Here is a 16,098-nt window from a genome sequence, read left to right as displayed (position 1 = left end):
GCCGTTTCATTCCGTAATCCGCGCAGGCGGCAAAATTTTGCACCTGCGTCCACGCATCGCACAAAGAGATTGTCAGAACCCGTTTTTTACGGGTACTCTGAAAAACGTAATAAAGACGGGAGCATGGGGAGGAGACCCAGATGGCTAAACACGACGGTCAGATCGTAATCAAAAAATACGCCAACCGGAGGCTCTACAATACCGGAACAAGCACCTATGTGACGCTGGATGATCTCGCGGTGATGGTGAAAAAGGGAGAAGAATTCACCGTCCAGGACGCGAAGTCAGGTGATGACATCACTCATTCGGTACTCACCCAGATCATTTTCGAACAGGAATCCAAGACCGGCAACACGCTCTTGCCGATCTCTTTCCTGCGCCAGTTGATCTCGTTTTACGGCGACCAGATGCAGATGGTGGTACCGAGCTACCTTGAGCATTCGATGCAGGCCTTCACCGACCAGCAGGTGACGATGCGCGAGCAGATCAACAAGGCCTTCGGCGATACGCCGCTCGGCAAGAACCTGTCTGTTCCGCTGCAACTGGTGGAAGAACAGGTCAAGCGCAACACCGACCTTTTCCATCAGGCCATGCAGATGTTTTCGCCCTTCATGGCGGCAACGCCCGCAGCCAAGGAACCGCGCAAGGCGGAAGCCAAGGACATCGATGAGCTGAAGGAACAGCTGCGCGCCCTGCAGACCAAGCTGGAAAATCTCGGCTGACAAGCCTTCGTGCCGCGCTGCCGTCTTGAACGGCCTGCGGCACCCTTCCAGGGCTCCGTCAGAGCCCGATGGAAACATCCCGCCCGGCCGTGCGCATCGACACGGAAAAGCCGGCGATGACGTCGATGAAGCAGATCGTCATCAGGATGAAGAAGACGTGGGTCGCGGCATTGGCGACCAGCAGGAACTCCACCAAGAAGACGATGAACAGAACCATCGACAAAAGGTGATCCATCAGCGCCTTGGAGCTGATGCGGGTTGCCTTGAGGATTTCGACGAAAAGCAGCATCAGAGCGATGACGATCATCAAGTCGCCCATGCTCATCGTCCAGACGGCACCGGACAGCATAGTCATCGAGAAAACGGTGTTTTCGAAAACTGCGACACCGCCGCTTCCCAAGACGCCCATCATTCCGAGATTGTAGAGAATGAACGGCAAGATCAGCAATGGAATGGCGGCAATCATCAGCAACGGCTCCCAGTTTCTCGCGCCAGCCTCTCCGGCCGGGCATTGATCGATATGTGCCTTACGGCGCAGCAAGCGTCAACAAACGGCGCGGCTGGCAGATAGCGTAAGGATTTGGGGAAACTATGGTGCGGGTGAAAAGGTAAACGCACCGCGCCGCTCGCAAACAGACAACAGAAAAAGGGCCGGCGAAAAGCCAGCCCTTCCAATCACAGCCTGACGGCCCGCTGATTAAGCGGAAGCCTTCGGGGTCAGAACCTGACGGCCGCGGTACATGCCTGTCTTCAGGTCGATGTGGTGCGGACGGCGCAGTTCGCCGGAGTTCTTGTCTTCGATGTAGGTCGGTGTCTTCAGCGCATCGGCGGAGCGGCGCATGCCACGCTTGGACGGGCTTGTTTTTCTTTTAGGTACAGCCATTTCATACTCCACTTATCGGGCAAAACTCTGTTTCGCAGCCAGTCTGTTGGCCGGGAAAAACAGATGTCAATCTCGGAATTTGCCGGGCTTATACATGCCCCACAGGCGTTTGACCAGTCCCTGCGGGCATTTTTTCGCAAACCCCGGCGAGGAAAAGCATCAGGCCTCGTCCTCCGGCACGATCCAGGTTTCCTGGAGAGCCGCCTCCTGCCACTTGCGGAAGGCCGGATGGGTCTTGACCGCATCCATATATTCCAGCGAGCCGGGATTGCGGGTGAGGTCATAAATCTCGAAACGATTGACCACCGGGGCAAACATCGCATCGGCAGCCGTAAAACTGCCGAACAGGAACGGACCGCCGGAGCGGGCCACCGCCTCGCGCCAGATCGTCTCGATCCGCTCGACGTCATCCATCACACCATCCGGCAGATCGATCGCCCGCTTTTCCCGGCGGATGTTCATCGGGCAGGCATTGCGCAGCGCCCGGAAACCGGCGAGCATTTCCATCGAATAGGCCCGCGCCACCGCCCGCTCGGCCCGATCATTGGGCCAGAGCCCGGAATCGGGGAAAAGTTCGGCGGCATATTCGATGATTGCCAGCGACTGCCAGACACGCACGTCGCCGTGATGCAGGACGGGAACCTGTCCTGTCGGGGAAATATCCTTGAACTTCGGGTTACCCGCCGGAAAATCGAAGGGGATAAGCACCTCCTCAAACGGGATGCCGCAAGCCTCCAGCGCAAGCCAGGGCCGCAACGACCAGGAGGAATAGTTTTTGTTACCGATATAGAGCGTCAGCTGGGTCATGGCGCATTCCTTACTGTCTTTGGTGAGCGTCCGAAGACAATCAGCTCTTCGAAATGGTTCATGTCTTCAAACGAGCAGAAAGCCGGAGGATCGAGATCGACGACGGGCGACCGCGCCTTGAGATAGGCCAGCGTTTCCGCCAGCATCTCCTGCCAGCGCGGCAGCGCCGCGTCAGCGAGCCAGTCGATCATATAGGCGAAAGTGATGTGAAACACGTAATCGTCATGGTCCGGATGACGATAGCCAAAAACCCCGGCAAAGGCATCACGCCATTCCCGCAGGCACCGCCGGTCATCAACGCTGTCACCTTCAAGCGTCAGCCCAAGCGGCGTCACCTCGGTAATACGCGCACGGAAGGGCGACAGCGGCGGAAAATTCTTCAGCTTGTCGCGAAAGTGGGCCGTCATCACATCGATTGGCGTATCCAGGGGCATATCGGTGGGCCAATAGGGTGGATTGCGACGATATTCTATGATGCCCTGGAAGATGGTCATGTGCAGGCTGGACGCATGCGTGAAGGCGAACTGACTGGCTTCCGGCATCGCCATCAATCGGTCGCGCACCGTCAGGATGGCATCATACGAAGACGACCCTGCAGCAACATGGGAAACGACGGTGTTGCCAGGCTCGTGTAGAAAGCGGCCTTCGGCATCGTAGCGGGTTCCCAAATGCCGTGGCGGGATATTGTTGGCACTTCGCGCAAACGCGATAAGGGATGAATCAATCGGGACCATGGGACAATCGAGCCTTTTCAAGGATAGGAATGAGGCCCGGATGGCAGAGTTTCACAACGCCAGAATGACACCGTTCCCGGAGAGGCTCCAATGAAAAGGCCTGATCTCACTCATAAAGACATTTGATATATTCGCCCGACCGGCTGGCACGGCGCTCGATCAGCGAGGCCAGGCTGCGCAGGCCACGGCCCGGTTTGCCGGCATTGCGCTCGATCGGATTGGGTAGGGATACGGCAAGAAGGGCTGCCTGCCGCCGGGTCAGCTTTGCAGCAGGAACGCCGAAATGGTGTTTTGCCGCCGCTTCCGCGCCATAGATACCAGGACCCCATTCCGCGACGTTGAGATAGAGTTCCATCATCCGCTGTTTGCTCCAGACGAAATCGGCTGTCAGCGCCAAAGGCAATTCCATCCCCTTGCGAATGAAGGAGCGGCCGTTCCACAAAAACAGGTTCTTGGCTGTCTGCATCGGGATCGTCGAGGCGCCCCGGGTCGCTTCACCCTCCAGTGCATCGGTGACGACGCCACGCATCTGCACCCAGTCGACACCGTCGTGAATGCAGAACTGGCCATCCTCCGACATCATCACCGATCGCACCAGATTGGGCGATATATCTTCGAAGGCGACCCATTGGCGGTCATAACCACGGAAAAGCAGCAAATCGCGCAGCATCAGCGTCGAAATCGGATGGATGAAGCTTGGCGCATAAAGGACGATCAGCACGTAAGGCAGGATGGCAATCGCCACCGCGATCAGCAGAATCTTGCGCCAGCGCCGGCGCAGGGCCTGACCCCATCCCCGCGAACGGCTGGAAGACACGTCCTGCTCCTCCCGAGTTTCCGGTACAATGTCCACCCCTGAAACGCCCGCCTGATGATCCATTCAATTTTCATAGAACAAGCGCGGCTAAAATTGAACGGTTTTCTCGGTAACGCACAGCAAGCCGCGCCAGCGGACGCCGATATGGTAAAATCCCGTTGCCAGCCGGCGCGCAGTCATGCCAAACAACGCCGCATGAGCGAGACACCCTTCGAAATTCGCCTGAAGAGCAGCGCCACAGAGGTCGAGGCCTGCCTCATCGGTATCCTCCACGAAGAACCGCAGGCAGACGAGATCGCACGGCCGGCATCCCTCATCGCCGCGATGCGCCACGGCCTCCTGAACGGCGGCAAACGCCTGCGCCCCTTTCTGGTCATGGAAAGCACCGCCCTCCTTGGCGGCAACAGGCAAGCGGCCCTGCGTGTCGGTGCAGCTCTTGAATGCGTGCACAGCTACTCGCTGGTGCATGACGACCTTCCGGCGATGGACGACGATGATCTCAGGCGCGGCCAGCCGACGGTCCATATTGCCCATGGCGAGGCCAATGCGATCCTTGCCGGCGACAGCCTTCTGACGCTCGCCTTCGACGTCATCGCAGCGCCGGAAACGCACCTCACTGACCGGCAAAAAACCGAATTGGTGCTCGCTCTTGCGCGCGCCTCCGGCATCGGCGGCATGGCCGGCGGGCAGGCGCTGGATCTGGCTGCCGAAACATCGGCACCGAATGAGGCGGCAATCGTCACGCTGCAGGCAATGAAGACCGGGGCGCTGATCCGCTTTGCCTGCGAAGCCGGCGCCATCATCGCCGGCGGCAGTGCCAGTGACCGGCAGTTGATGCGCCGATATGGCGAAACCATCGGCCTTGCCTTCCAGCTGGCCGATGATCTGCTGGACCTGACGGCGGATGCCGAGACGATGGGCAAGGCGACCGGTAAGGACGCCGCCCGGGGCAAGGGCACGCTGATCTCGCTACGCGGGCAGGACTGGGCGGAAAGCCGGCTGGCAGCGCTGGTCGCAGATGCTGGCGTCCTGCTCGATCATTTTGGCTCTCGTGCGGATATTCTCAACCAAACCGCCCGCTTTATCGCCAACCGCAGCCATTAACAGCCGCGCGGCTACGCCGGCCCCCTCACCCTAACTCTCTCCCCGCAGGCATGAGGTGGAACGACGGAACTTTCCGCTCGCTCTTCTCCGTGTTCACGGCAGCTGTCCTGCCAACCTTGGCAAGCAGGGAGGGCAGATGCGGTGCAACTGCGCCTGACACCCCGCCCGCCGCAAAAGGCAAAATTGTCACCGCAACAAGAAAGCGCATTTTCTTTCCGGGCGCAGTCGGCATCATGGCACCCTACCGCGTTTGAATGCGCGGCACCGGAGATTGCGCATGTCCACCCTTCTGCCCTACCTGCCGCAGCTGATGGTCGCCTGGGGCGCCTATATCATCGCCACCGCTTCGCCAGGACCGGCTGTCGTCGCGATCATCTCCACGGCCATCAGCCGTGGCCGCAATGCCGGGCTGGCACTGGCCTTTGGCGTCCTGACGGGATCCTATACCTGGGCGATGCTGGCGGCTGCAGGCCTTTCGGCGCTGATCAGCACCTATGGCAACGCCTTGTTCATCCTGAAGATTGCCGGCGGGCTCTATCTGCTTTGGCTGGCGTTCAAGGCGCTGAAATCGGCGATGCGGAAGGAAAGCGAAGCAGCGGTACCGCTTGACAAGCAGCCGCCCTCGCTGCGCCGTCTCTACTTCAAGGGCCTGGGCATCCACCTGACCAACCCGAAGGCGATATTTTCCTGGCTGACGCTGGTTTCGCTCGGCACGCCGCAGGATGCGCCGCATGTCATGCCGATCCTGATCGGCGGCTGCATGCTGCTCGGCGTCATCATCTTCATGGGTTTTGCCTTGCTATTCTCCATCGAGCCCGTGCACCGCGGTTACAGGAAGGCCCGCCGCTGGATCGAAGGCGCCATGGCAGGGTTCTTCGCTTTTGCCGGCCTCAAGCTGCTAACCGTGAAGCTGTAGCCTATTCGGCAGCCGCCTGGCCCTGGCCGAAGCGCCTTTCGATATATTCGCCGACAAGCGTCTCGAAATCACCGGCAATATTGGTGCCGCGGATCGTCAACGCCTTCTTGCCATCGATATAGACCGGGGCGGCGGGAAGCTCGCCGGTGCCCGGCAGCGAAATGCCGATATCGGCATGTTTGCTTTCGCCAGGGCCATTAACGATGCAGCCCATCACCGCAACCTTCAGGCCCTCAACACCCGGATATTTTTCACGCCAGACCGGCATGTTGCGGCGGATATCGGCCTCGATCTTCTGCGCCAGCTCCTGGAACACCGTGGACGTGGTGCGCCCGCACCCCGGACAGGCGGCAACGACCGGAATGAACTGACGGAAACCCATGACCTGCAGCAGTTCCTGCGCCACCTGCACCTCGCGGGTGCGGTCGCCGCCGGGCTCGGGCGTCAGCGAAATGCGGATGGTGTCGCCAATACCCTGCTGCATCAGGATGCCAAGCGAGGCGGCGGACGAGACGATGCCCTTCGAGCCCATGCCGGCTTCGGTCAAGCCCAGATGCAAAGCGTGGTTGGAGCGCGAAGACAGCATCGCATAGCAGGCAATCAGATCCTGCACGTTGGACACCTTGGCCGACAGGATGATCCGGTTGCGCGGCAGACCGGCTTCCTCGGCGAGTTCGGCGGAAATCAGCGCCGACTGGACGATGGTTTCGCGCATCACCTGCTGTGCCGTCAGCGGAAAGCCCTTGGCCTGGTTGTCATCCATCAGGCGGGTCAACAGTTCCTGATCGAGCGAACCCCAATTGACGCCGATGCGCACCGGCTTGTCGAACTGGATGGCGCGTTCGATGATCTCGACGAACTGCTTGTCCTTCTTGGCCTTGAAGCCGACATTGCCGGGATTGATGCGGTATTTCGCGAGAGCTTCGGCGCAGGCCGGATGGTCGGCCAGCAGCTTGTGGCCGATATAATGGAAATCGCCGATCAGCGGCACATCGAGGCCGAGGCGCTCGAGGCGCTCGCGGATCTTCGGCACGGCAGCGGCACTTTCGTCACGATCGACGGTGATGCGCACCAGCTCCGAGCCGGCCCGATGAAGGGCGGCAACCTGCGCGACAGTGGCATCGATGTCGGCGGTATCGGTATTGGTCATCGACTGGACGACCACGGGCGCCGATCCTCCGACGATCACCCCGCCAACATCGACGGCAACGGAGGCCCTGCGGGGTTGCGGTTCGTAATCGAAGGCGGAAGACATGAAAGCCCCTTGCACGTGCCGTTGCGGCGACTTTCCCTGAGGTGGATGAGGAAAGCCGCCTTGTCAACGGCAACATCATTCATTGACGGCGAATTGATGACAGGCCGCCGTCAACGCAGCTCAGTCGTGCCCCTTCGGATCGGCATGCACCGCATGATGCGACAGCGCCAGAACGACGATGAACAGGATCGGCACGCAGGTGAAAATGATCGAGAAACCGGTATGCTCCGCGACGAAGCCGATCAGCGACGGTGCAAACAGCATGCCGGAATAACCCATGAACGTTGCGACCGACAAACCGATGCCGGGAGCCAGGCCGGGCATGTTACCGGCGGCCGAAAAGGCGATCGGCACCATGTTGGAAATGCCGACACCGGCAAGGGCAAAGCCAAGAATGGCAACCAGCGCATTGGGTGCCAGACCGGCAAGCACGAGGCCGACCAATGCGGTCAGCGTGCAGACCCGCAGGGTTCTCACGCCACCGAAGCGGTCGCGGACATGGTCGCCTGCAAAACGCATGATCGCCATCGTGGCCGAGAAGGCGGCAAAGCCGAAGCCGGACATGGCGACCGAGGCACCGAGCTCGTTGCGTAGATAGAGCGCGCCCCAATCCAGCACCGTGCCTTCCGGCACCATCGAGAACAGTGCCACCAGACCGATCAGCCAGGGCAGCGGATTGGACGGCAACCGCAGCTTCTGCTTGGCGGTATCCGGATGCGGCTGATCGGCAAGGATCATCGGCCAGGCGACGGCCAGCACCGAAAGGCAGACCAGCGTGACGAGGATGACATGCACGTAGACGCCGAAATGCGCCATGATCAGACCGCCGCTCGCAGCACCGATCAAACCACCGAGACTCCAATAGGCATGGCAGGACGACATGATCGCCCGGCGCATCGATTTTTCGACCTCGACCGCATTGGCATTCATCGCCACGTCCATGGCGCCGACGAAACCGCCAAGCAGCAGCATGCCGATCACCGCCGTCCAGACATTGGGAAGAAGCGTCAACAGCAGAAGCATCGGCGACAACAGGATCGCCGTGACCTTGACCACCTTCTGCGACCCCATCCGGGCGATGAAACCACCGGCAATCGGCATCAGGATCAGCGAACCAAGGCCGAAGGCGAGGATCAGCAGACCCAGCACGCTCTCGCTGATGCCGAGCCTGTCCTTGAATTCCGGGATTTTCGGCGCCCAGCTGCCGGTGACGAAGCCGTTCATCAGGAACAGCAGCGAAACGGCGAGCCGGCTTTTGGGCATATAGCCTTGCCGGACAGCGGCCTGCGGCGGGGTTATGGTGTGTTGATCCATGGTCTCTTCCTGTAGAATTCGGTGCCGGCGTCAGGCCGTGATTTCGATGGGGTTGCCGTCGGGATCGCTAAGGACCGCCTCGTAGAAGCCGTCGCCCGTCATGCGGGCGGGTGACAGAAGAATGCTTAATGCGGCGGCCTTCGTTGCCAAGGCATCGACAGCCTCGCGGCTACCGAGAGACAAGGCGAGATGCGCGTAACCCCGGCGCTCGGTCTGCTCGTCCTGCCCGCTGATCCACGGGCCTTGCATCAGCTCGATCGACGGCCCGTCCTTCAAATACAGAAACCGTGAAGAAAACCCGGGGCGCCGGGCACTTTCATAAAGATCGCCCACGGTAGCGCCGAAGATGTCCGCCCAGAAGCGGCAGAGGCGATCAAGGTCCGGGGTCCAGAGTGCGACATGGGCGATCCTCATGCTCTTGTTCCTCCTGCGTAAACGACCGTGATGCCTTGGCTGGTGTAGAGATCGGCGGTGTTGCGGGCCGCATCATGCTCGACGATCAGCGTCTTGCATTCCTGTGCCGTAATGACCGCATGCGGCGCCGATGTGCCCAGCTTGTCGTTGGTCACTGCCGCCAGAACGGCAGCGCTGTTGCGGGCGACAAGCCGCTTGAATTCCGCGTCTTCATATTCAATGGCTGTCAGTCCGGCATCCAGATCGACGCCGCAAACCCCGAGAATACAGAGATCCGGCCGCAACACGGAAACATCGCGCTGTGCCCTGGCGCCGATGGCAGCCCCGACCAGTCGGTCGATCTTGCCGCCGATCAGGATGATATCGACACCCGGCTTTTCCATCAATGCGGAGGCAATCAGCGGCGTATTGGTCACCGCCGTCAGCTCCAGCCCGGCAGGTAGCGCCTGTGCGATCGCGAGATTGGTCGAGCTCGCATCGAAGAAGACGGTCATGCCCGGCGCAATGAAGGGCAGGGCTGCGGCGGCAAGCGCTGCCTTGCGCTCGGGTGCTTCGCCGACACGCTGGGAGAGCGTCGTTCGGCCGGGGGCGATCGGTAGCGCACCCCCATAGACCCGCTCGCACAGGCCCGCCGCCGCCAGTTCGCGCAAGTCCCTGCGGACCGTATCCTCGGAGACATTGAATTCTTGCGCCAAATCGACCGCAAGCACGCGGCCGGACGTCCGCAGGCGATCCTGAATCAGGCTTTGTCTCTGTCGCAAAAGAAGTTCTGTCTGCATCGGAAAATCAAATCACGCATGAATGAGTTCAAATCGGCACAAACGTGCATAACCCGCTTCAATCGCGATTTCAATCGATTTATGTAGTGATTATTGAAAATGGCACCGGAATTGCCGTAAAAATCGGCGCTCCGCCTTGATTTTAGCCTTCCGGCGACAATTTTGCATTGAAATGGCAGGAATTTGAGAAAACCCTTCGCTATTGCAGTGCGCAATTGAAGTTTTGTGCGCTGCCATGCGTCGAGCGTTATGCGATTGTGTCCTCACACCGGCAGACGGGCCGGACCAAAAAAGATGGAAAAACAAAATGAAATGGGTACCCACACTTCTCGCCGCTGCCGCCTTTGCCCAGCTGGTATCGTTCGGCTCGGCCGTAGCCGGTGAAAACCTCGAAGCCGTCAAGTCGGCTGGCGCGCTGAAGATCGGCACGGAAGGCACCTACGCCCCGTTCACCTATCACGATGAAAGCGGCAAGCTCGTCGGCTTCGACGTCGAAATCGGCGAAGCCGTGGCCAAGAAGCTTGGCGTCAAGGCCGAATTCCTCGAAGGCAAGTGGGACGGCCTGATCGCCGGCCTCGACGCCAACCGTTACGACGCCGTCATCAACCAGGTCGGCATCACCGAAGAGCGCAAGAAGAAGTATGATTTCTCCGAGCCCTATATCGCTTCGAAGGCCGTTCTGATCGTCAAGTCGGACAATGCCGACATCAAGGATTTCCCGGACCTGAAGGGCAAGAATTCCGCCCAGTCGCTGACCAGCAATTTCGGCAAGCTCGCCCAGGCTTCCGGCGCTGAACTGATCGGCACGGACGGCTTCGACCAGTCGATCCAGCTGGTTCTGACCGGCCGTGCCGATGCCACGATCAACGACAGCCTGTCCTTCCTCGACTTCAAGAAGAAGAAGCCGGATGCACCAGTCAAGATCGCTGCCGAACAGGCCAATGCCGACTATTCCGGCATCATCGTGCGCAAGGGCGAACCTGAACTTCTCGAAGCCATCAACAAGGCGCTGACCGAGATCAAGACCGACGGCACCTATGAAGCCATCTCGCAGAAGTATTTCGGCGCAGACGTTTCGAAGTAATTTTGAAAAGCCCCTCCCCAACCCCTCCCCACAAGGGGGAGGGGCAAGGATGCCGTCCTGTTCGCAATCCATAAGAACAGTACTGCCTGGGCAATTTTGCCTGATGACGCGAGGGGCTGCCGCGAATTAATCCCTCCCCCTTGTGGGGAGGGGTTGGGGAGGGGTATTCCGTATAAGATATCGATCCCGCCAAAAAGAAAGTCGGCCCGTGCCCCCCTGGCTCCAACTCATGCTCGATTCGCTCTGGCCGCTCATCCGCGCCGGGCTGATCTTCACCATTCCGCTGACGCTGTTGTCTTTCACGCTGGGTCTGGGGCTGGGGCTCCTGACCGCCGTGGCGCGGCTGTTCGGGCCAAAGCCATTGGTTGCCGTGGCGCGGTTCTATGTCTGGGTCATTCGCGGCACGCCGCTGCTCGTCCAGCTGTTCGTCATCTTCTACGGCCTGCCGAGCCTCGGCATCCTGCTTGATGCCTTCCCGGCCGCCCTGATCGGCTTCACGCTCAATATCGGCGCCTATACGTCCGAGATCATCCGCGCCGTCATTTCCTCGGTGCCGCGCGGCCAGTGGGAGGCTGCCTATTCGATCGGCATGAGCTGGAGCCAGGCAATGCGCCGCACCATCCTGCCGCAGGCAGCCCGCGTCGCCGTGCCGCCTTTGTCGAACACGTTCATTTCGCTGGTGAAGGACACGTCGCTTGCGGCCGCTATCACGGTGCCGGAACTGTTCCAGACAGCCCAGCGCATCGTCGCCACCACCTATGAGCCGCTGATCCTCTATATCGAGGCGGCGCTGCTCTATCTGGCGCTGAGTTCGGTCCTCTCGTCGTTGCAGGTGAGGCTGGAAAAACGCTTCGCCCGCTATGGCGGCTTCCTGGAGGCGCGCACATGATCGAGCTCACCCATATCGAAAAACGCTTCGGCGACAATGTCGTGTTGAAGGATATCAGCGTACGGATCGCTGAAGGCACCGTGACCGCACTGGTCGGCCCGTCCGGCGGCGGCAAGAGCACGCTCTTGCGCTGCGTCAATCTTTTGGAAATCCCGACCGCCGGCACGATCCGGCTGGGCGAGGAAAAGATCACCTTCGAACCCAACAAGAAGACCGGCTGGGACGCCATCCAGCGCCTGCGCCGTCAGACCGGCATGGTGTTCCAGAATTTCCAGCTCTTCCCGCACCAGACCGCGATCGAAAACGTCATGGAAGGGCTGGTCACGGTCCTGAAATGGCCGAAGGAGAAAGCGAAAACGCGGGCGCAGGAATTGCTTGAAAAGGTCGGCATGTCGCACAAGGCCGACGCCTGGCCATCGACGCTCTCGGGCGGCCAGCAGCAACGCGTCGCCATCGCCCGGGCGCTTGCCCCTTCGCCCCGAGTGCTACTCTGCGACGAGCCGACCTCGGCGCTCGATCCTGAATTGGCCGAAGAAGTTGTCGAGGTCCTCAACCGTCTCGCAGCCGAAGGCACGACGATGATCATGGCCACCCACGACCTTCGACTGGCTTCGAAAGTTGCCGATCAGGTCCTGTTCCTCGACGGTGGCCTGATCGTCGAAAGCGGCGCACCCCGGAACATCTTCCAGACGCCTGAGCGGGAGCGGACGAAGAAGTTCATCTCGTCGCTGAGCGCTGGGAATAGCTACGATATTTGAACATGAAAATGGCCGGGTTTTGCCCGGCCATTTTTCATTCGGAGAGCAAGTCCTCACGCCCCATAGACGATCAGCAAATCCTTGGTGTCGATCTGGTCACCGGTCTTGACGAGGACTTCGGCAATCGTGCCGTCCTTTTCCGCGTGCAGCGCCGTCTCCATCTTCATCGCTTCGATGGAGAGCAGCACGTCGCCGGACTTCACCGTCTGACCGGCCGATATCGTCACGGTCGAGATGACGCCGGGCATCGGCGCGCCGAGATGTGCGGCATTGCCGAGATCGGCCTTGCGGCGGGCCGTGCTGGAAGCTGCGCGGTTGCGATCCGGAACCTTGATCAGGCGCGGCTGGCCGTTGATCTCGAAGAACACCTTGACCATCCCCTGCTCGTCCGGCTCGCTCATGGCCTGATGCTGGACAACCAGCGAGACGCCCTTTTCGAGTTCCGGCAACAGTTCTTCGCCGGCCGAAAGCCCGTAGAAATAGGCGGGTGTCGGCAGTACGCTGACCGGACCATAGGTATCGGCGGCCAGCGCGTAGTCGGTGAAGACCTTCGGATACATCAGGTACGAGGCGAACTCGTAATCGCTGACGGTGCGTTCCAGCTTTTCCTCGATCGCCTTGCGCTCGGCATCGAGATCGGCATCGGCAAGCAGCGAGCCCGGACGTTCCGTATAGGCTTTTTCGCCCTTCAGCGCTTTTTCCTGCAGCGCCTTTGGCCATCCGCCCGGAGGCTGGCCGAGATCGCCTTTCAGCATCGACACGACAGATTCCGGAAAGGACACATCCTTGGCCGGGTTCTTTACATCGGCAACCGTCAGGTCCTGGGACACCATCATCAACGCCATGTCGCCGACCACCTTGGAAGACGGCGTCACCTTGACGATATCGCCGAACATCTGGTTGGCGTCGGCATAGGCCTGCGCCACCTGGTGCCAGCGGGTCTCAAGGCCGAGTGACCGGGCCTGTTCCTTGAGGTTGGTGAACTGGCCACCCGGCATTTCATGCAGGTAGACTTCGGACGCCGGTCCCTTGAGGTCGCTTTCAAAGGCCGCGTACTGGTTGCGGACAGCTTCCCAGTAGAACGAGATGCGGCGGATCCATTCCGGATCGAGGCCCGGATCGCGTTCGGAACCGCGCAAGGCTTCGACGATCGAACCGAGGCAGGGCTGCGATGTATTGCCGGAGAAAGCATCCATCGCCGCATCGACGACATCGACACCGGCATCCACCGCCGCAAGAACGGTCGCGGCGGAAATGCCCGACGTATCATGCGTGTGGAAATGGATCGGCAGGTCGGTCGCTTCGCGAAGCGCCTTGAACAGCACGGTCGCTGCCGCCGGTTTCAACAGCCCGGCCATGTCCTTCAGCGCGATCATGTGGGCGCCGGCCCGCTCCAGTTCGGCAGCCAGCGCGGTATAGTATTTCAGGTCGTATTTCGGACGGGCCGAATTCAGGATGTCGCCGGTATAGCAGATCGCCGCTTCGCAGATCTTGTTCTCTTCGGCCACCGCATCCATCGAGACACGCATGTTGTCGACCCAGTTCAGGCAGTCGAACACGCGGAAAACGTCGATGCCGCCCTTGGCCGCCTGGCGGACGAAGTATTTGACGACATTATCGGGATAGTTCTTGTAGCCGACGCCGTTGGCGCCGCGCAGAAGCATTTGCAGCAGCAGGTTCGGCGCATCCTCGCGCACCTTGGCGAGGCGCTCCCATGGGTCCTCTGTCAGGAAGCGCATCGAAACGTCGAACGTGGCGCCGCCCCAGCATTCCAGCGAAAACAGGTTCGGCAATGCGCGCGCATAGGTTCCGGCGATGCGGGCGATATCATAGGTGCGCACGCGGGTGGCAAGCAGCGACTGGTGGCCGTCGCGCATGGTCGTGTCGGTCAAGAGCACCCGCTTTTCGGCGCGTACCCATTCGGCGAATTTCTTCGGGCCGAGCGCATCGAGCTTCTGCTTGGTACCATCGACGATCTCGCCCTGAAGGCGCGGAATGACCGGCTTTGCCGCGTCGGCACTCGGCTTCGGCCGCCCCTTGGCTTCCGGGTGGCCGTTAACGGTGACGTCGGCGAGATAGGTGAGCAGCTTGGTGGCGCGGTCCTGGCGCTTGACCTGCTGGAACAGTTCCGGCGTCGTGTCGATGAACCGGGTCGTATAGGTGTTGTCCTTGAATTTCGGATGCGTGATGATCGCTTCAAGGAAGGTCAGGTTGGTGGCGACGCCACGGATACGGAACTCGCGCAGCGCGCGGTCCATGCGGGCGATGGTCTCCTGCGGACTCGGCGACCATGCTGTAACCTTGACCAGCAGTGGATCGTAATAGCGGGTGATGACGGCGCCCGGATAGGCCGTGCCGCCGTCCAGGCGGATACCGAAACCCGATGCCGAACGATAGCCGGTGATGCGGCCGTAATCCGGAATGAAGTTCTGCTCCGGATCTTCCGTGGTAATGCGGCACTGCAGCGCGTGGCCGTTGAGGCGGATGTCTTCCTGCTTTGGTACACCAGATTCCGGCGTGCCGATGGCAAAGCCGTCGAGAATATGGATCTGCGCCTTGACGATATCGATGCCGGTGACGACTTCGGTGACCGTGTGCTCGACCTGGATACGCGGGTTGACTTCGATGAAGTAGAATTTGCCGTTATCCATATCCATCAGATATTCGACTGTGCCGGCGCCGATATAGTTCGTCGCCTTGGCAATGCTCGTCGAATAATGGGCAAGTTCCTGACGCTGCTCTTCCGTCAGATACGGTGCCGGCGCGCGCTCGACGACCTTCTGGTTGCGGCGCTGTACCGAACAGTCGCGCTCGAACAGATGCACCACATTGCCATGAGTATCGCCCAGAACCTGGCTTTCGACGTGACGGGCACGCTCGACCAGCTTTTCGAGATAGACCTCGTCCTTGCCGAAGGCAGCCATCGCCTCGCGCTTGGCTTCGGTCACTTCACGCGCCAGATCCTTCGGGTCGCGGATTGCCCGCATGCCGCGGCCGCCGCCGCCCCAAGAGGCCTTGAGCATGATCGGATAGCCGATCTCCTCGGCCATCTTTGCCACCACCGCCATGTCGTCTGGAAGCGGTTCGGTGGCCGGAACGACGGGAACGCCGATTTCGATGGCAAGATTGCGCGCAGCAACCTTGTTGCCAAGCCGGCGCATCGTATCGCCGGTCGGCCCGATGAAGATGATACCGGCAGCCTTGCAGGCATCGACGAATTCGGGGCTTTCGGACAGAAGGCCGTAGCCGGGATGGATGGCATCGGCACCCGAGAGCTTGGCAACCCGGATGACTTCCTCGATCGACAGATAGCTTTCGATCGGCCCTAGATCGCGGGCCAGATGCGGCCCGCGCCCGACCTGATAACTCTCATCCGCCTTGAAGCGGTGAAGCGCCAGCTTGTCCTCTTCCGCCCATATCGCAACCGTTTTTATTCCCAGTTCGTTTGCAGCGCGAAAAACGCGAATGGCAATTTCAGAACGGTTGGCGACAAGGATCTTCGAAATGGGCAAGTCGGACTCCTCAAGACTTGAAACACGGTAATGCTGCACCGCGAAAAGAATTATTAGCGTTTCATGACTTGAAGTTCAATTTCAGAGTGATGCGGAAGCAAGATTCATTT

At 60.3% G+C, this 16,098-nt stretch carries 16 protein-coding genes; 6 read left to right on the top strand and 10 right to left on the bottom strand.

Going from position 1 to position 16,098, the window contains the following annotated elements; all coding sequences use genetic code 11:
- Positions 1-140: 140 nt before the first annotated feature.
- Positions 141-722 carry a polyhydroxyalkanoate synthesis repressor PhaR gene (gene phaR / locus ACP7BS_RS13955; protein WP_113312996.1) on the top strand — a complete coding sequence of 194 codons (582 nt, stop codon included), beginning with the start codon at positions 141-143 and terminating at the stop codon, positions 720-722.
- A gap of 58 nt (positions 723-780) precedes the next feature.
- Here the strand turns inward: phaR and ACP7BS_RS13950 are convergent, their stop codons facing one another.
- From ACP7BS_RS13950 to mtgA, 5 genes are all read right to left on the bottom strand, one after another.
- Complete coding sequence (locus ACP7BS_RS13950) at positions 781-1,188, bottom strand: hypothetical protein (protein WP_426231283.1); 408 nt, start codon at positions 1,186-1,188, stop codon at positions 781-783.
- Between the two features lie 231 nt (positions 1,189-1,419).
- Positions 1,420-1,605 carry a 50S ribosomal protein L32 gene (gene rpmF, locus ACP7BS_RS13945; RefSeq protein ID WP_037097119.1) on the bottom strand — a complete coding sequence of 62 codons (186 nt, stop codon included), beginning with the start codon at positions 1,603-1,605 and terminating at the stop codon, positions 1,420-1,422.
- A gap of 159 nt (positions 1,606-1,764) precedes the next feature.
- Positions 1,765-2,412 carry a glutathione S-transferase family protein gene (locus ACP7BS_RS13940; RefSeq protein WP_426238572.1) on the bottom strand — a complete coding sequence of 216 codons (648 nt, stop codon included), beginning with the start codon at positions 2,410-2,412 and terminating at the stop codon, positions 1,765-1,767.
- Positions 2,409-3,146 (bottom strand): DUF1868 domain-containing protein, encoded by a 738-nt coding sequence (locus tag ACP7BS_RS13935; RefSeq protein ID WP_426238571.1) that lies wholly within the window; start codon positions 3,144-3,146, stop codon positions 2,409-2,411. The genes ACP7BS_RS13940 and ACP7BS_RS13935 overlap by 4 nt, the downstream gene beginning before the upstream one ends.
- A gap of 106 nt (positions 3,147-3,252) precedes the next feature.
- Positions 3,253-3,999 (bottom strand): monofunctional biosynthetic peptidoglycan transglycosylase, encoded by a 747-nt coding sequence (gene mtgA, locus ACP7BS_RS13930; protein ID WP_426238610.1) that lies wholly within the window; start codon positions 3,997-3,999, stop codon positions 3,253-3,255.
- Between the two features lie 159 nt (positions 4,000-4,158).
- On the opposite strand from mtgA, the gene ACP7BS_RS13925 reads away from it, so the two are divergent.
- Positions 4,159-5,067, top strand: a complete 909-nt coding sequence (locus ACP7BS_RS13925; RefSeq protein WP_426238609.1) for a polyprenyl synthetase family protein — start codon at positions 4,159-4,161, stop codon at positions 5,065-5,067.
- Between the two features lie 277 nt (positions 5,068-5,344).
- On the top strand, positions 5,345-5,983 hold the full coding sequence (locus tag ACP7BS_RS13920) for a LysE family translocator (protein WP_426238570.1): 639 nt from the start codon (positions 5,345-5,347) through the stop codon (positions 5,981-5,983).
- A 1-nt stretch (position 5,984) separates the two neighbouring features.
- Here the strand turns inward: ACP7BS_RS13920 and ispG are convergent, their stop codons facing one another.
- The 4 genes from ispG to ACP7BS_RS13900 form a co-directional block, all read right to left on the bottom strand.
- Entirely contained in the window at positions 5,985-7,238 is a 1,254-nt protein-coding gene (gene ispG / locus ACP7BS_RS13915; RefSeq protein WP_426238569.1) for a flavodoxin-dependent (E)-4-hydroxy-3-methylbut-2-enyl-diphosphate synthase, read from the bottom strand.
- Positions 7,239-7,358: 120 nt separating this feature from the next.
- Positions 7,359-8,552: an MFS transporter gene (locus ACP7BS_RS13910; RefSeq protein WP_426238568.1), complete on the bottom strand. Its 1,194-nt coding sequence runs from the start codon at positions 8,550-8,552 to the stop codon at positions 7,359-7,361.
- A gap of 30 nt (positions 8,553-8,582) precedes the next feature.
- Positions 8,583-8,966 carry a VOC family protein gene (locus tag ACP7BS_RS13905; protein WP_426238567.1) on the bottom strand — a complete coding sequence of 128 codons (384 nt, stop codon included), beginning with the start codon at positions 8,964-8,966 and terminating at the stop codon, positions 8,583-8,585.
- A complete protein-coding gene (locus tag ACP7BS_RS13900) occupies positions 8,963-9,745 on the bottom strand; it encodes a DeoR/GlpR family DNA-binding transcription regulator (RefSeq protein ID WP_426238566.1) in 783 nt (260 codons plus the stop codon). The genes ACP7BS_RS13905 and ACP7BS_RS13900 overlap by 4 nt, the downstream gene beginning before the upstream one ends.
- 307 nt (positions 9,746-10,052) lie before the next feature.
- Between ACP7BS_RS13900 and ACP7BS_RS13895 the strand changes: the two genes are divergently transcribed.
- From ACP7BS_RS13895 to ACP7BS_RS13885, 3 genes are all read left to right on the top strand, one after another.
- Entirely contained in the window at positions 10,053-10,829 is a 777-nt protein-coding gene (locus tag ACP7BS_RS13895; protein WP_426238565.1) for an amino acid ABC transporter substrate-binding protein, read from the top strand.
- 208 nt (positions 10,830-11,037) lie between these two features.
- Positions 11,038-11,718 carry an ABC transporter permease subunit gene (locus ACP7BS_RS13890; protein ID WP_426231292.1) on the top strand — a complete coding sequence of 227 codons (681 nt, stop codon included), beginning with the start codon at positions 11,038-11,040 and terminating at the stop codon, positions 11,716-11,718.
- Positions 11,715-12,476, top strand: coding sequence for an amino acid ABC transporter ATP-binding protein (locus ACP7BS_RS13885; RefSeq protein WP_426238564.1), 762 nt, complete (start codon positions 11,715-11,717; stop codon positions 12,474-12,476). Before ACP7BS_RS13890 ends, ACP7BS_RS13885 begins: the two co-directional genes overlap by 4 nt.
- Before the next feature lie 53 nt (positions 12,477-12,529).
- On the opposite strand, the gene pyc is transcribed toward ACP7BS_RS13885, so the two are convergent.
- Complete coding sequence (gene pyc, locus ACP7BS_RS13880) at positions 12,530-15,988, bottom strand: pyruvate carboxylase (protein WP_426238563.1); 3,459 nt, start codon at positions 15,986-15,988, stop codon at positions 12,530-12,532.
- Between the last annotated feature and the right edge of the window lie 110 nt (positions 15,989-16,098).

Source organism: Pararhizobium sp. DWP1-1-3 (genome assembly GCF_049896125.1).
GTDB lineage: Bacteria > Pseudomonadota > Alphaproteobacteria > Rhizobiales > Rhizobiaceae > Pararhizobium.
This window is presented reverse-complemented; position numbering and strand designations above follow the sequence as displayed.

What these genes read in the sequence shown, in the direction of transcription:
- ispG (WP_426238569.1), bottom strand. Translation starts at nt 7,238, where the DNA reads ATGTCTTCCGCCTTCGATTACGAACCGCAACCCCGCAGGGCCTCCGTT.
- ACP7BS_RS13900 (WP_426238566.1), bottom strand. Translation starts at nt 9,745, where the DNA reads ATGCAGACAGAACTTCTTTTGCGACAGAGACAAAGCCTGATTCAGGAT.
- rpmF (WP_037097119.1), bottom strand. Translation starts at nt 1,605, where the DNA reads ATGGCTGTACCTAAAAGAAAAACAAGCCCGTCCAAGCGTGGCATGCGC.
- ACP7BS_RS13910 (WP_426238568.1), bottom strand. Translation starts at nt 8,552, where the DNA reads ATGGATCAACACACCATAACCCCGCCGCAGGCCGCTGTCCGGCAAGGC.
- ACP7BS_RS13950 (WP_426231283.1), bottom strand. Translation starts at nt 1,188, where the DNA reads ATGATTGCCGCCATTCCATTGCTGATCTTGCCGTTCATTCTCTACAAT.
- phaR (WP_113312996.1), top strand. Translation starts at nt 141, where the DNA reads ATGGCTAAACACGACGGTCAGATCGTAATCAAAAAATACGCCAACCGG.
- ACP7BS_RS13925 (WP_426238609.1), top strand. Translation starts at nt 4,159, where the DNA reads ATGAGCGAGACACCCTTCGAAATTCGCCTGAAGAGCAGCGCCACAGAG.
- ACP7BS_RS13885 (WP_426238564.1), top strand. Translation starts at nt 11,715, where the DNA reads ATGATCGAGCTCACCCATATCGAAAAACGCTTCGGCGACAATGTCGTG.
- ACP7BS_RS13935 (WP_426238571.1), bottom strand. Translation starts at nt 3,146, where the DNA reads ATGGTCCCGATTGATTCATCCCTTATCGCGTTTGCGCGAAGTGCCAAC.
- ACP7BS_RS13895 (WP_426238565.1), top strand. Translation starts at nt 10,053, where the DNA reads ATGAAATGGGTACCCACACTTCTCGCCGCTGCCGCCTTTGCCCAGCTG.
- ACP7BS_RS13905 (WP_426238567.1), bottom strand. Translation starts at nt 8,966, where the DNA reads ATGAGGATCGCCCATGTCGCACTCTGGACCCCGGACCTTGATCGCCTC.
- ACP7BS_RS13940 (WP_426238572.1), bottom strand. Translation starts at nt 2,412, where the DNA reads ATGACCCAGCTGACGCTCTATATCGGTAACAAAAACTATTCCTCCTGG.
- ACP7BS_RS13920 (WP_426238570.1), top strand. Translation starts at nt 5,345, where the DNA reads ATGTCCACCCTTCTGCCCTACCTGCCGCAGCTGATGGTCGCCTGGGGC.